We start from the raw sequence: 14,617 nt of genomic DNA on the forward strand, positions 1-14,617 counted from the left end.
TCATAGCGGCATCTCCTTATTGCAGTGCTTTCAGCAAGTGGTTCAAATTTTGCTCCATTAACGAGACGTACGTTGCGCCGGACTTCGCTTCCTCGTCCGTCAAGCCTTCCAGCGGATGAAGCACTAACGTCTCTACGCCGAGATCGTTCGCGAGCGTCTTGGCCAAGGCGTCCGACAGCAGCTCTTCCGTGAAAATATAATGAACGTCGTGCTCCTTGATAAAGTCGCTGATCTCCTTCAAATTCTGGGCGGTAGGCTCCGCTTCATGGGAAAGCCCCATGAGCGACACTTCGACGAGCCCGTAATCTCTCGCCAAGTAACCGAACGCTTGATGCTGTACGACGATTTCCCGTTTGGACACCCCGGACAGCTGCTGCCTGAACGAATCGTCCAGCGCTTTGATTTGCGCAGCGAGCGCTTCATAGTTGCTCTCGTAATCGGCTGCGTGCTCCGGGTCGGCTTCTGTCAGGCCGTTTTTAATATTCTCGGCCATAATAAGCGCGGAGCTCGGACTTAACCAAGTGTGCGGATCGAACCCGCCTTCCGCGTGGCTGCCGTGGCTCTCAGAGGCGTGATCGTCGTGATCGTCGTGATCGTCGTGTTCGTCGTGTTCGTCGTGTTCGTCATGCGCGTTCGGAGAAGCCGGCAGCAGTTCGATCCCTTTGCTTGCTTCGACGACTACAAGCTTGCTTTTGTCGATTCCGCCAAGGACGTCTTCCGTCCAGCCTTCGAAGCCGGCGCCTTGGTAAACAAACATTTGCGCCTTTGCAATGTTCGTCATGTCCCGGCTTTTCGGCGTCCAATCATGCGGCTCAACGCCGGTAGGAACCATATTTACGACATTGACATGGTCTCCTCCGATTTGCTTTGAAAAATCGTATAAAGGGAAAAAAGAGGTCACCACATTGATCTTGCCTTCCACCAATGTGTTTTTGTCCGCGGCGCAGCCCGACGCGATGCCGAGCGTCAGCACGGCGGCAAACAGCATAATCAGTTTTTTCATTACGAATCTCCACCCTCCGGTTCGATAACCGTTTCTCTTAATCGTAACGTTTACGATTTACATAAATCAGATTATACGTTTGCCTATAAAAATATGTCAAGCAAGTTTTATCAAGTTTTGCCTCTTCAAAAACAAATATTCCGCCCCTTGGGAATCAAGGAACGGAATATGGGCGTTATCGCAACTTATTTTACCTTGGCGCCGTTCGGAATATCTCCGTCGACGGTGGCCAGCGTAAGCATGTCGCCGGCGGAGGCCGCCAAAATCATACCCTGCGACAGCTCCCCGCGCAGCTTCACCGGCTTCAGGTTCGTAATGCAGATCAGCTTCTTGCCGACGAGCTGCTCGGGCTTATAAAATTTCGCGATGCCGGAGACGACTTGGCGCCGTTCGGTGCCCAAATCGAGCTGCAGCTTCAGCAGCTTATCCGCCTTCGGCACCGGCTCCGCTTCAAGCACCTGCGCCACGCGAAGCTCGACCTTCATGAAATCGTCGATTCCGATTTCCGCAATGCCTTCGATTTTCTCTTCGCCGCTTTCCTTGCTTGTGCCCGACGGCTTCGCGGCCGCCTGCGCTTCGCCTTGGGCCGTTGACGGAACCGCAGCAGCAGCAGCGCCGGCGTTGCCGCCGCTCATCGCTTCAACGATATACGCAACCTCCGTTTCGGCTTCGAGCCGCGGGAACATCGGCACAGCCTTCTGTACGTTCGTTCCCGCGGGCAGCAGCCCGAACTTGGCTAAGCTGTCCCAGCCGGTCAGCTTCTCGTCGGACGCGTCGATTCCAAGCTGCGCTTGAATCGAGCCCGGAGCGGAGATGAGGAACGGACGGAGCAGCACCGAGACGATGCGGAGCGATTCCGCCAGGTGGTACATAACGGAGCCGAGCGCTCCGCGTTTGTCTTCGTCCTTCACGAGCATCCAAGGCTGCGTTTCGTCGATATATTTGTTGGTGCGGGAAATAAGCTGCCAAATCGCCGTCAGCGCGACGGAAAACTCCATGTTCTCCATCGCTTCCTCCACTTTGCGGACCGCCGCGTTCGCCGTCTCCACCAAATCGGCGTCGAACGGCGTAGCCCCTTCAATCCGCTCGGGGATCGTTCCGCGGAAATATTTGTCGATCATGACGACGGTCCGGTTCAGCAGGTTGCCGAGATCGTTCGCCAGATCGTAGTTGATCCGCTCGACGAAGCCTTCCGGCGTGAACGTTCCGTCTGCGCCGAACGGCACCTCGCGGAGCAAATAATAACGGAGCGCGTCCAAGCCGTACCGGTCGATCAAAGTGACCGGATCGATGACGTTGCCCTTCGATTTCGACATTTTGCCGTCCTTCATGAGCAGCCAGCCGTGCGCAAACACCTTCTTCGGCAGCGGCAGTCCGAGCGCCATCAGCATAATCGGCCAATAAATCGTATGGAATCGTACGATTTCCTTCCCGACCAAATGCACGTCGGCCGGCCAAAACTTCCGATACAGCGAGTCGTCGTTCGTTGCGTATCCGAGCGCCGTAATGTAGTTCGACAGCGCGTCGATCCAGACATAGATGACATGCTTCGGGTTGGAAGGCACCTTGACGCCCCAATCGAACGCCGTTCTCGACACGGCCAAATCCTCAAGACCCGGCTTGATGAAATTGTTGATCATTTCGTTTTTGCGGGATTCCGGTTGAATGAAATCCGGATGCTCCTCGTAATGCTTCAGCAAGCGGTCGGCATATTTGCTCATCCGGAAGAAATAGCATTCCTCCTTCACGAGCTCAACCGCCCGGCCGCAGTCCGGACATTTGCCGTCCACAAGCTGCCGCTCCGTGAAAAATGCTTCATCCGGCGTACAATACCAGCCTTCGTACGTGCCTAAATAAATATCGCCTTGATCGAGCAGCTGCTGGAATATTTTTTCTACGACTTGCTTGTGGCGCCCTTCGGTCGTCCGAATAAAATCGTCATGGCTAATATGGAGCTTCCCCCACAAATCGTGAATGCCCTTGACGATGTCGTCCACGTATTGCTGCGGCGTAACGCCTTTCTCCTTCGCCTTCCGCTCGATTTTTTGGCCGTGCTCGTCCGTCCCCGTCAGGAAGCGGACATCGTAGCCGCGCAGCCGTTTATACCGCGCCATCGCGTCGCCTGCCACCGTCGTGTAAGCGTGCCCGATATGAAGCTTGTCGCTCGGGTAATAAATCGGCGTCGTAATGTAGAACGTTTTGTTCGTGCTCATCGCTAATTCCTCCTGCTTAAATAAATAAAAAAAGCCCTCATCCCCTATGGGACGAAAGCTTACGCTCACGCGGTACCACCCAAATTCCGCTCCTGCCGGCTAGGGCAAGGAACGCTCAACGAGTCGCGTCGGACTCGGCCGATAACGCCGGCGCAGCGTGCCGAGCTTGTGCGACTTGCTTTCGCATTCGCACTCACGGGGCAATCCTCCCGGACCATCTTCCACTTGTCGGCTATGCCGGCTTGCACCTGACCCGGCTCTCTGAAGATTAGACGAAACAAATGTACTTATCCGTTCATAGGATGAAACTATATTTCCCAATAGATTACCGATTATTTTCGGCAAAGTCAAGGGAATCGGGGTTTTCGGGCGGGGGCACACGGTCGACGCCCCCGGGATGAAACGGATGGCATTTCACGATCCGCTTGGCCGCCAGCACGGAACCTTTGAGCGGCCCGTGCACTTCGATCGCCTCCAGCGCATAAGCGGAGCAGGTCGGATAAAACCGGCAGGTAGGCGGCTTGAGCGGTGAAATAAACCTCCGGTAAAACCGAATCGGCGCCTGCAAGGCCCGCTTAGCCGTTTTCATGCTTGGCTCCCGCGCATTCGTTGCAATGCCCGTAAATCTCGAATTTATGCTTTACGACATCGAACCCATCCGGCAGCTCCACTTTGACATCCATCGGGCAGAACGGCACGGCGTACGTACGCGCGCAGCCGAGGCATATCGCGTGATGATGGTGTCCGTGCTCTCCGCAGCGAGCTCTGAATTTCACGCCGTCCTCGAACACGAATTGCTCAAGAACATCCATTTCGTGCAGAAGCCGCAGGTTGCGGTACACCGTATCGAAGCTCAGCCCGGCATATGTTTTGCCCATCGATTCGTAGACGTCCTTCGCCGACAAATAACCGTGCGCGTCCGCAAACAGGCAGGCCAGCGTCTTGCGCTGGTCCGTTACCCGCAATCCTTTCTTGGACATCGCGTCAATGATTTCTTGAGCTTCCACGTTATTCTCTCCCTGAACTTCGTCTTCTTCTCTTAATGATGCATCAAAAATGCCGCTCCGTCAAAGGTCCGGTGCCAGCCTGCCGCTTTTATGAAAAATTTAAGGGAATCAAATGTCCGCTAAATTTGTCGAACCGGTCAAAAATGGATAAATAACGGAACTGCGTGTCCGCTAGCTTTACAAATATGATAAATCAGGCCGGATTTCGGACGATTAGCGGACATTTCGTTCCGTTAACGTAAAACGAGCTCCCCCCGTCGTTCTAGCGGGGAAGCTCGTTCTGCGTTTACGCCGTTATGCTTTTACCTTCACAATGGCGCCCTTCTCTTCCGACTCAAGCGCCGCAATAATAACGGCCAGCGATTTAGCGCCTTCTTCGCCGGAAACGGACGGAGGGGTTTTCGTAACGATCGACTCGACGAACGCGTCGATGACGCCGCTGGCAAGCTGCCTTTCGTTCGTCGATATGCCGCCGACCTTATACTTCTCCACCGTGCCGTTGCGAAGCTCCACAATGACCTCTTCAACCGGATCCGTGCCGATTTTCATGACGCCGTTCTCGCACCACAGCACCGTGCTGTTGTCTTCGCCGCGGTAGTACGTCCAGGATGCGACCAGCGAGCCGATGGCTCCGCTTTTCATCCGAAGAATGCAAGTCGCGTTATCGTCCACATCGGTATTTTCTTTATGCAAAGTGCCGACGAACGCGCCCACTTCCTCCACTTCGTCATCCAGCATCCAGCGAATCAAATCCGCTTTGTGGACGCCGAGATCGCCCATTGCGCCGACGAACGCTTTGTCCTTTTGGAAAAACCAGCTGCCTTTGCCGTCTACGCTCCAGCCTTCCGGTCCCGGATGGCCGAACGACGTACGGAACGTAAGCACATTGCCTAGCTTGCCGGATTTCAAAATTTCCTTCGCTTTCACATGCGGAGGCATAAAGCGCTGGTTATGGCCGATCATCAAATATACGTTATTTTGTTTTGCCGCGGCGATCATCGCTTCGGCCTCATCGGCGGAAACAGCCATCGGCTTTTCGCAGAGCACGTGAGCGCCGGCGTTCGCCGCATCGATCGAAACCGGGGCGTGAAGCGCGTTAGGCAAACAAACGCTGACTGCATCCGGCTTTTCCGCTTTCAGCATTTCTTTGTGGTCCGTATAAGCTTTTCCGCCGTATTTGGAGGCCATCTTTTCGGCTCTTTCCAGTACGGTATCGACGAACGCAACAACCTCCACGTTCGGATTGGATGCATACTCCGGCGCGTGCCGATGAATGGCGATCGCGCCGCAGCCGATGACGGCAACTTTCAACTTGGTCATAGGATGAATCCCCTTTCGTCGTGTTTCGTCTATACTATAACATGTTTCTCCCATACCGCCTATTATACTCAAAGCACGGGAGGCTTTCGGTGAAGGGTCGCCCGCTCGAACGCATAGGCAAGCTTTATTAGCGCGGGCTCCGAATACGCGCCGGCCGTAAAGGTGATTCCTATCGGCTCCTGACCGTTAAAGCCCGCCGGGACGGTTATGAGCGGATAACCGGCTTTGCAAGCGATGCCGCAGCCCCAGTTGTTCGGGAACACGACGGCATCCAACCGGTGCTCCTTCAACACGTAATCGATGCCCATCGCCTGCGACCGTTCAAGATCGGTGCGGCGGGCGCGCTTATACTCCTCTTCCTCCAGCGTGCCGGACGTAGCCTCCGATTCTAGCAAAATCGCTTGTCCGTACTTGAGCGCCCGATCGGCATGCTTTTCATTGTAAGAAATCAGATCGGCCAGCGACTTTACGGGCACATGCGGCGCGGTCCGGCTTAAATAAGCGTTCAAGTCGGGCTTGAACTCGTATTTCAGCACGTTATAATCCCATGCGTCCGCTTCCGAAGGAAACGAGACCGGATCGATCACTTCGGCGCCTGCGTTTCGGAGCGCCTCGAACGCTTGCTCCATGACGGACAGCGCTGCTTCGGGCAAATCTTTATAATAAGCCCTCGGTACGCCGATGCGAGCCCCCTTCAAAGCGTCCGCATCCAAATACGCCGTGTAATCCTGTGCCGCACGGATGCTGCCTTCGGATGTCGCCGAGTCAAGCAGGTCCGCTCCGGCGATCGCCGTCAGCACGATGGCGGCGTCTTCTACCGTTCGCGCCATCGGCCCCGCCGTATCCTGACTGCGGGAGATCGGGATAATGCCTCCTCTTGATACTAGGCCGACAGTTGGCTTAATACCTACCAGGCTGTGCTGGCTTGACGGAGAAATGATGGAGCCCGATGTTTCCGTGCCGATGGCGGCGGAGGCGAAGCTGGCCGCCGCGGCCGCCCCGGAGCCGGAGCTCGAACCTCCGGTATCCAGCAGACCCGGGCCGTACGGGTTCAGCACCTGTCCTCCTCTGGAAGAATAGCCGTTCGGCATATGATCCGACATGAAGTTGGCCCATTCGGTCATATTCGTCTTTCCGAGCAGCACCGCCCCCGCCTCGCGAAGCTTGGCGGCCACCGTTGCGTCCCGCTCCGCGAACGACTCGGAGAGCGCGATGGAGCCGGCGCTCGTATGCATCCGGTCCGCCGTATCGATATTGTCCTTGATCACGATCGGGATTCCATGCAGCGGTCCGCGCACGCGGCCCGCTTTCCGCTCCTCATCCCGCTCTCTTGCAATGCCGTATGCATCGGGATTGATCTCCAAGACGGAGTTAATCCGCAGCCCGTCCCGGTCGTGATTCACGATCCGCATGACATACATCATGACAAGCTCTTCGCTGGTGACCTCGCCTTGCTCCATCGCCAGCCGAAGCTCGGAAATCGTGCGCTCCGGAAGCCACGTCTCGCTTCGGTGCCTCAATTGTTCGATATTCACTTTGATCCCGGCTTTCTGTACATAATCTAGGACTCTTAGTATGTGAAAATGACTTTGCCGACCACATTCCCGAGCGGTATGCTTCCGATCACTCGGCTGTCGGTGCTGTTGTTGCGGTTGTCGCCCATCACGAAAATATGGCCTTCGGGAACCGTGACTTCATCGAGGTTCGACAGCGTCGGCTCGCTTGTATACGGTTCCTCCAGCGCCTTGCCGTTCCGGTAGACGACGCCGTCTTTAATTTCCAGCCTGTCGCCCGCTTTCCCGATCACCCTTTTGACCCAAAGATATTCTTGCTGCACGCCTCTGAGATTCGCGACAAGCGGATGCTCGAGCACCGGATCAAGCCAGGAGCGGTGTTTATCAATGCGGCTGTCGATGATGACGATGTCCCCGTAATCGTATGAGGTTTGAATTTTAAAAGCAAAGGTCGAATCCGCGTTATGCAGCGTCGGCAGCATGGACTCTCCTTTGACCTGAAACGCCTGCAGCACATATGCGTTAATGAGCACCGCCGCCGTAACGGCGACGGCCCCGGTTTTCGTCCACTCCCAGAGCGAGGTGCGGAACGTTCTTTTCTTTTCCACTAGGACCATCCCATTCTTTGTTTCAAATTCTCGATGTGCGCCAAATGGTGGGCGCCGTGCCAGGTATACAAGCCGATGATGTAATCAAGCCGCTTGGCGCCCGATTCCGGATGCAGAAATTCCCGTTGTAGCTGCTCGTTCGTAAGACTTCGCAGCAAAGCGACCCACCGCTCGGTCAATGCGTCCAACAGACGAAGCGATACCTCCGGGGAAAGAGAGCAGTCTGCGGTTTCGGCCCAAACGTCCTCGCGATACGGCTTGATCACCGGACGATCCTCGGTGATCGCCAGTTTGCATCGTATATAGCTGTTCATATGGCTGTCCGCTACATGATGAACGACTTGACGAACCGTCCAGCCGCCGGGCCGATAAGGGGTATTTAGCTGTTCGCCGTTCAAAGCGCGAATCGCTTCGCGCAGCTTCCCGGGCAAAGCTTCGATTTCATCGATCCATCCGGACACGGTTTCTTTGTCGTATGCCGCGTTCCACTCAAAAGCTCCGATCGGATAACGCAAAGCGTCCATACATCTTCCTCCTTCGTCCTGCAACTTTATGTATTCGAAACGGCACGCACAAATTCCTGCCGGAAGCCCGTGCAGGACGTCTTGAAAAAAAAGTTGTAATTATTCGGAAATTCATCTTCACAATCGAACGAATGTTTGGTATATTGGATATGCAAACAAATGTTCGATGAGGTGGTGCTCATATGGCAAACGCATTGCAAAACTATCGGTTTATAGAGCGGGGATTCGACTATACGTTCCGGTTTTACCCGAACGGCTCGGTTACGATTATCGACAACGATACGAACACAATGGTTAAGCCAAGCCAATTGAAGGGAGCGCCGCTCAAATTTTACGCTTTAAAGCAAATTCAATTCATTAAAAATAAGCTGCAGGAAGCGAAAGCCTCTGCAGCCGGTTGATGGTAAACATTTGATTCATTACAGCCTTTGTCCGCACTCCGTACAGTAAGATGCATCCGCGTCGTTAAGATGATTGCAGGCTGCGCATTGCTTCTGAACCGGCAACGTGCTCCCGCAGCCTTTGCAGTATTTCGAATTTCGTTCATTCTCCGTTCCGCAGTCGTCACATACAATTCCCGGAAGGTCAGGCGCAGATGTCCCTTGACCTTCCGCAAAGCCTTTGGAGATCTCACGTACGCCCGGTTTTACGCCCGCGGCGAATTCATTGAACGTCTCTTTCGCTACCGGTGTCAATTCCTTGGACTGGTACTTCGCTACGGCGCCCATAAAGCCGTAGCTCGTCATTACGAAACCGACGAACAGCAGCGGTATCCCGATAAAGAAGTAATGAAACTTGGTCGGCCCCGGGCTGAACGGCCCGCCGAATTTATCGAATGTAAAAAAGTCGACCATCGCCGTTCCGATACTCATGATGCCTGCAGCAATGAATAAAATCCCCAGCACCCGAAGAATGCTTCTTGTCGATTGATGCCGGTTGTCTTGTTTACGATTTTCCATATGTCGGCATTTCCCCCTCCAGTCACTTTCTATTAATATACGAAGCAGCGAGAAGCAAGGTTGCCGATTTTTCGGATTGTATCAAATGATGACGTCAATCGAACCGAAGCGATTTCAACGAAACCCCTTCGTTCAGAAGGGCTTGATGTACGCGTCGCGCGATGGTTAAAGCATGTGCCGAGTCGCTGTGAATGCAAAGGGTATCCGCCTTCAGGCTCTCTTCACGTCCGCCAATCGTCCGAACCGCGCCTTTGACCGCGATCGATACGGCTTGCTCCGCAGCGGCCGACGCATCGGCAAGAACGGCGCCCGGCGCAGTCCTGGGGGCGAGCTGAGACGCCGAAGCATAAGCTCGATCGGCGAACGCTTCATGTACGACAGGCAATCCCGCGCTTTGCGCGCTTGCCGCCAACCGGCCGCTCGCCATCCCGTAAACGCATAAAGTACGATCGTACGCCACGGCCGCCTTCACGATCGCCTCCGCGACGCCCGGAACGGACTCCGCCATATGATACAGTGCGCCGTGAGGCTTCACATGCCGAAGCTCGGCTCCTGCCGAGCGTACGAACGCACCGAGAGCCCCAAGCTGATACAGGACGAGCTCATAAACTTCCTCGGCGCCGATTGCCATCGTTCTTCTGCCGAAGCCCTCAAGGTCGCGCAGCCCGGGGTGCGCTCCGACAGCGACACCTTTAGCCAAGCATGCCTCCACGGTTCTCCGCATCGTGGACGGATCTCCCGCGTGAAAGCCGCAGGCTACATTTGCCGACGTGACGTAATCCAAAATTTGTTCATCCTCGCCCAGCCGGTAAACGCCGAAACTTTCGCCAAGATCGCAATTGATATCCATGTACCGCTTCATGTTTACCCCCTTGTTTACAGTCGTTTACGATTCAAACCCGCCAACATCCGCTCGAATTGCCGCTCACGCTCAAGCAGCAGCGATTCGGCTTCTTCCGCCGTAACGGCAATAAATCGCAGGCTATCCCCCGGCCGCGCTTGGGCAAGCTTCGGAAGATCCACCCGCGCAACCTGTCCGATCCGCGGGTAGCCCCCCGTCGTTTGACGGTCGGCCATCAACACGATCGGCAGGCCGTCCGCCGGCACCTGAACGGTGCCCATCGTGACGGCGTCCGACAGCATGCTGACCGGCTCCGCCGTTTGGAGCCGTACGCCCGATAAGCGCAAGCCCATCCGGTCGGATTGCGCCGTCACGTTGAAAGTTGCGCCAAGAAAGCTTCCCAAGCTGTCCGGGCGGAATCGGTCCCACTCCGGACCGGGTACAACGCGGATGGAATGCTCGGAGCGGGCGTCGCGGGACGCTCCTGTGCCGCTCCAATCTCCCCGGACGAACCAAGAAGGGTATCGCATACGCCCTGTGCAGACCCATGACAGTTCGATGGCCCGCTGTCGATCCGGCGAAACCGGTTTCGTTTCCAGCTTGTCGCCGGGACGCAGCGGACGGCCGAGCAGGCCCGGGAACCCGCTGCGCAACGCGGCGGACCTGCTGCCGAGCAGCTCCGGCAGCTCGATGCCGCCGGCTGCTGCAACGACCGTACGGCAGCCTTCGCTTGCCGGCCCGAATGTTACGATGCTGTCCGCCGAAATAAGCACCGGACGATTCATCGGCAACGGCCGGCCGTCGACCGTTGCATTCATGTCGCTGCCGCATACCGCCGCAATGATGTCCTTTTCGGTTTGAAGCGTCGCACCAACAACGGTCATCTCGATCGCTGCGGCGCCGGCGTCATTGCCGACGAGCGCGTTAGCCAGCCGCAACGCCCCTTCATCCATCGCACCGCCGACGGATACGCCGTAACGCTGCCATCCCGCCCGGCCGAGGTCCTGGATCGTCGAAAGCATGCCCGGTTTTTGCACGATGAACGTCATGACGAAACACCCGCTTCGAATTCGGAATGCGCCGCAGGCACGAAGCGTACCGCATCCCCCGCCGAGAGCAGGCTGGGCGGCCGCCGCTCCGGACGAAACAGCGGGATGCCCGTACGCCCGATCAATCTCCACCCGCCGGGCGATGCAAGCGGATATACGCCGGTTTGACTTCCTGCGATTCCTACACTGCCGGCGGGAACCGATGCGCGAGGCGTATTCAGACGCGGAGTGGCGATTTTCTCGGACATTCCCCCCAAATAAGGGAATCCGGGCAAAAAACCGATCATATAAACGGTGTAGCTTGCCGCTGTATGTATGCGGACAACCTCATCGACGGAAAGCCGGTGATATGTCGCTACGTCCCTTAAATCCGGGCCGCATTGCTCGCAGTAGCATACACGAATTCGCACTTCTTTGGGAGATGGCGTCACCGTACTGCCGTTCGGGTTCGGGGAAGCGTTCAGCGATCGCACGCGTGACTCGAGCCAGCTTCGCACCTGTTCCTGCGGACGGTTGACACCGTGTGCGTTGTCCCCTGCGCGTCCGGCCGCACGATAGACCGCGATAGGATCATAGTAAACCGTCACCGACGCATAGGCGGGTACTGCCTCCACAAAACCCGGAAACGGCGCCCTCTCCAGGCTCTTCGACAATTGAAGCACGGCCTTGTGGATGTCCGGCGCGATCGAGCTGCCCAGCGTCACGATGAGAGCGCATTCCCCAAGAGGCTTAATATTCGCCTGTACGCTCATTTCGGATATCACGCCTTTATTCGTTCATTTTGTTCTTATTGTAATTCATGTTGCGCACCGTTGGAAGCGCGAAAGCGGCTTTGACCGCCGCGGAGAGGAGAGACGCGGCGTACACAAGCGCCCAGGCGGCTGCGGCCGCGAGCAGCAAATCGAAGCAAACATGAAACAAAAACAAATGTTTGCTGAGATCGGCTTCGCCGTCCCCGATCAAGGGGACGACAAAAGCTATGCCGCCGCTGGCCGCCACAAGCGCCCACAGCTCGGCTTGGGCGCGTTCGGCCGCCGAGGCGGCATGCCGCCATGCGCGGAACGTTGCCGCGCATATCAGCAGCGCGAAGCCGAGCAGCGCCGGCAGCGTGGGCATGGAGCGGCGCTTGAAGCCGCTCCACCACGCGAAGCGGTCGTCGACGGCGCCGCGCTCAAGCCCTGCCTCGGCCTCGAAGTTGCCTAGGTAATACGGGCGGAACATAGCGGCGTGTTCCGCAGCTCTCTCGAGCTTTTTATATAGCCGAAGGGGGTGCTTCAAGTAAAATAATGCAATATCCGCATGCGACACGCTCGAATACAGCGTCTGCTGCAGCATCGGATCGTTCTGCGGGATCGGCGCATCCTTTGTAAAAAAGTTCGTTCCCGCATTCGCCGCCAGCCGCTCCGGCAGCCCAAGCTCCCTCGCGTCCGCCTCCGGCGACGGCGAATCTTTCATAATGCCGTAAAATACGCTTTGATAAACGTTGATATGCTTCAGCTGCTGCGGTGCAAGCAAATATAGCGAAACAGAGCTGACGGCGGTCGTAAGGGCCACAGCATATACGGCTCGTTTCCACCTCGCTTCGCTTTGAAGGCTCGCAAGCCGAGCAATGAACACGGCAATGAGCAGTCCGATCGGCGCATTTTGCGTTTTGGCTCCGATCAGCAGAAGCGCGGATAAAAATAACAAAGCGAGCCAAACAAGACGTTTTCTCGTGTTCGGGCTTGAACGGATGACGGCTGCCGCCGAACCGACCAGCAGCAGCATGCCAAGGAACGAAGCAGGCTCGCTGTACAAGGAATTAAAATATGCGATATAACCGCCGTCGGCAAACACGCACACGAGGATGCAAGCCAGAGGAATTGCCGCCCATCCGAGCTTGGCGCCGTATCCTATGATGAGCAGCCGCAGCCCGGCAATCAGCAAAAGAGAATAGAGCAGCGCCAGCCATCGAATATCAAAAATGACGCGGCTGTATGCGATCGTATTCAACGCTTTTGCGGCGAAAGCTATGGGCAGCGCCGTCGAAATATAGTTTCCTGCGGCAGGCGCCGTCATAGCGAACTCCCGGATTGCATATCCGAAATATTTTTGATTATATGACAGCTTTTCGGCGTACTCCAGTCCGAGCGTGATCATTATTCGCAAAAAGTCCCCGTTATCCGCCACTCCTGCGATCGGTCGCGCAAACAGCACGGCCCCCAATATATAGGCCGTGCCGAACGTAACGATGAAGAGCGCAAGCCGCTCCGTCTTTTTATCCCTCGTCTTCAATGCGGAATCGCCTCGCTTTCTGGATTCGGTTCCGTTTGATAATCGGGAACGGTCGGCGCGCTTTCCGGCTTTCGATTCTCTTTCAGCGCTTTCTCCACGATATAAAGTGGCCTGCCCTTCACCTCTTTGTAAATTTTCCCGATATATTCGCCGACCAATCCGAGACAGATCAGCTGGATGCCTCCGATAAACCATAAGGACATCATTAGCGACGTCCAGCCGGACACCGCGTTTCCCGACCACTTCGATACTAACGAATACAGGGCGGCCGCGAGGCTTACCATAAATAGCGCAAAGCCGGCCAACGTGACGGCTCGGATCGGAACGACGCTGAACGAAGTAACCCCGTTCCAGGCGAAGGAGAGCATTTTGCGAAGCGGATACTTCGATTCTCCGGCAAGTCGTTCGTTTCTCCGGTACGTCACTTGCGCGGAACGAAATCCGAGAAGCGGCACCAGCCCCCGCAAAAATAAATTTACTTCGCGAAACCGCGCCAACTCCTGCAGCGCCCGGCGGCTCATCAGGCGATAATCCGCATGATTGAACACAATGCACACTCCTAAGCGCTCCATTAAGCGGTAGAAGCTGACGGCGGTCGTTCGTTTAAACCACGAGTCCGATTCCCGCTCCGACCGGACGCCGTACACAATGTCGTTGCCCTCCAAGTATCGCAAAACGAGCTCGTTCATCACATCGATGTCGTCCTGCAGGTCGGCGTCGATCGAAATGACGCAATCCGCCGCTTCCATCGCGGCATTAAGCCCCGCCAGAAGCGCATTTTGGTGTCCGGCGTTCCGGGACAGCTTGAGACCCCAGATGCGCATATCCGACATTCGATATTGCTCGATGATCGGCCATGTGCTGTCTTGGCTCCCGTCGTCGACAAAAAGCATAAAGCTTCCTTGTCCGATCAGCCCGGCTGCGGTCATCTCGTCAAGCTTCCGCATCAGCCGTCGAATCGTCTCCGGAAGCACCGCCTCTTCGTTATAGCAGGGGACAACAATCGCAAGGGCCGGCACACGCTCTCGATGTACATGCACATACTCTCTCATGTAATCCATTCCATTCTCTATTGTGTAATAGAGGTATTTTTTGCCGTCCCGAGGCTCGCTATTCGCGCGATATTCGATACGACCCTGACTGCCCCCCCTCGCACAATTCTCTTAGTACCAAAACTTGGTACTAACGCACACTTCTCCCTCAACCGACTCACTTTGCACCAAAACTTGGTACTATGGCAAAAACTACCTGGACATCTGGAAAATCGAGTAGATAGGGGCGGCTAGCCCCTGACCTCTCACACCA

The 14,617-nt window shown here is 56.0% G+C and carries 15 protein-coding genes; 1 reads left to right on the forward strand and 14 read right to left on the reverse strand.

The window, feature by feature from the left end:
• Positions 1-16 precede the first annotated feature (16 nt).
• The 8 genes from PT964_RS21285 to PT964_RS21320 form a co-directional block, all read right to left on the reverse strand.
• Entirely contained in the window at positions 17-1,003 is a 987-nt protein-coding gene (locus tag PT964_RS21285) for a metal ABC transporter substrate-binding protein (protein ID WP_274365370.1), read from the reverse strand.
• A 185-nt stretch (positions 1,004-1,188) separates the two neighbouring features.
• Positions 1,189-3,216: a methionine--tRNA ligase gene (gene metG / locus PT964_RS21290; protein WP_425262777.1), complete on the reverse strand. Its 2,028-nt coding sequence runs from the start codon at positions 3,214-3,216 to the stop codon at positions 1,189-1,191.
• A 325-nt stretch (positions 3,217-3,541) separates the two neighbouring features.
• Complete coding sequence (gene yidD, locus PT964_RS21295) at positions 3,542-3,805, reverse strand: membrane protein insertion efficiency factor YidD (protein WP_274365371.1); 264 nt, start codon at positions 3,803-3,805, stop codon at positions 3,542-3,544.
• Entirely contained in the window at positions 3,792-4,223 is a 432-nt protein-coding gene (locus tag PT964_RS21300) for a Fur family transcriptional regulator (RefSeq protein ID WP_274365372.1), read from the reverse strand. The genes yidD and PT964_RS21300 overlap by 14 nt, the downstream gene beginning before the upstream one ends.
• Before the next feature lie 294 nt (positions 4,224-4,517).
• The gene (locus PT964_RS21305) at positions 4,518-5,543 is read right to left on the reverse strand and encodes a Gfo/Idh/MocA family protein (RefSeq protein ID WP_274365373.1); all 1,026 of its coding nucleotides are present in this window, start codon (positions 5,541-5,543) and stop codon (positions 4,518-4,520) included.
• A 68-nt stretch (positions 5,544-5,611) separates the two neighbouring features.
• Entirely contained in the window at positions 5,612-7,078 is a 1,467-nt protein-coding gene (locus tag PT964_RS21310) for an amidase family protein (protein WP_274365374.1), read from the reverse strand.
• A gap of 35 nt (positions 7,079-7,113) precedes the next feature.
• A complete protein-coding gene (gene lepB, locus PT964_RS21315; RefSeq protein WP_274365375.1) occupies positions 7,114-7,665 on the reverse strand; it encodes a signal peptidase I in 552 nt (183 codons plus the stop codon).
• Positions 7,665-8,189 carry a YfiT family bacillithiol transferase gene (locus PT964_RS21320; protein WP_274365376.1) on the reverse strand — a complete coding sequence of 175 codons (525 nt, stop codon included), beginning with the start codon at positions 8,187-8,189 and terminating at the stop codon, positions 7,665-7,667. The genes lepB and PT964_RS21320 overlap by 1 nt, the downstream gene beginning before the upstream one ends.
• 182 nt (positions 8,190-8,371) lie before the next feature.
• On the opposite strand from PT964_RS21320, the gene PT964_RS21325 reads away from it, so the two are divergent.
• Complete coding sequence (locus tag PT964_RS21325; protein ID WP_274365377.1) at positions 8,372-8,590, forward strand: hypothetical protein; 219 nt, start codon at positions 8,372-8,374, stop codon at positions 8,588-8,590.
• 18 nt (positions 8,591-8,608) lie between these two features.
• Here the strand turns inward: PT964_RS21325 and PT964_RS21330 are convergent, their stop codons facing one another.
• The 6 genes from PT964_RS21330 to PT964_RS21355 form a co-directional block, all read right to left on the reverse strand.
• Positions 8,609-9,148: a zinc ribbon domain-containing protein gene (locus PT964_RS21330; protein WP_274365378.1), complete on the reverse strand. Its 540-nt coding sequence runs from the start codon at positions 9,146-9,148 to the stop codon at positions 8,609-8,611.
• A gap of 94 nt (positions 9,149-9,242) precedes the next feature.
• A complete protein-coding gene (locus PT964_RS21335; RefSeq protein WP_274365379.1) occupies positions 9,243-10,010 on the reverse strand; it encodes a LamB/YcsF family protein in 768 nt (255 codons plus the stop codon).
• Between the two features lie 14 nt (positions 10,011-10,024).
• A complete protein-coding gene (locus PT964_RS21340) occupies positions 10,025-11,038 on the reverse strand; it encodes a 5-oxoprolinase subunit C family protein (protein ID WP_274365380.1) in 1,014 nt (337 codons plus the stop codon).
• Positions 11,035-11,790 carry a 5-oxoprolinase subunit PxpB gene (gene pxpB / locus PT964_RS21345; RefSeq protein ID WP_274365381.1) on the reverse strand — a complete coding sequence of 252 codons (756 nt, stop codon included), beginning with the start codon at positions 11,788-11,790 and terminating at the stop codon, positions 11,035-11,037. Before pxpB ends, PT964_RS21340 begins: the two co-directional genes overlap by 4 nt.
• A gap of 16 nt (positions 11,791-11,806) precedes the next feature.
• Positions 11,807-13,312: a glycan biosynthesis hexose transferase WsfD gene (wsfD, locus tag PT964_RS21350; protein ID WP_274365382.1), complete on the reverse strand. Its 1,506-nt coding sequence runs from the start codon at positions 13,310-13,312 to the stop codon at positions 11,807-11,809.
• Entirely contained in the window at positions 13,309-14,364 is a 1,056-nt protein-coding gene (locus PT964_RS21355; protein ID WP_274365383.1) for a glycosyltransferase family 2 protein, read from the reverse strand. The genes wsfD and PT964_RS21355 overlap by 4 nt, the downstream gene beginning before the upstream one ends.
• Positions 14,365-14,617 lie beyond the last annotated feature (253 nt).

It is taken from the genome of Paenibacillus thermotolerans (assembly GCF_028745515.1).
Lineage (GTDB): Bacteria > Bacillota > Bacilli > Paenibacillales > YIM-B00363 > Paenibacillus_AE > Paenibacillus_AE thermotolerans.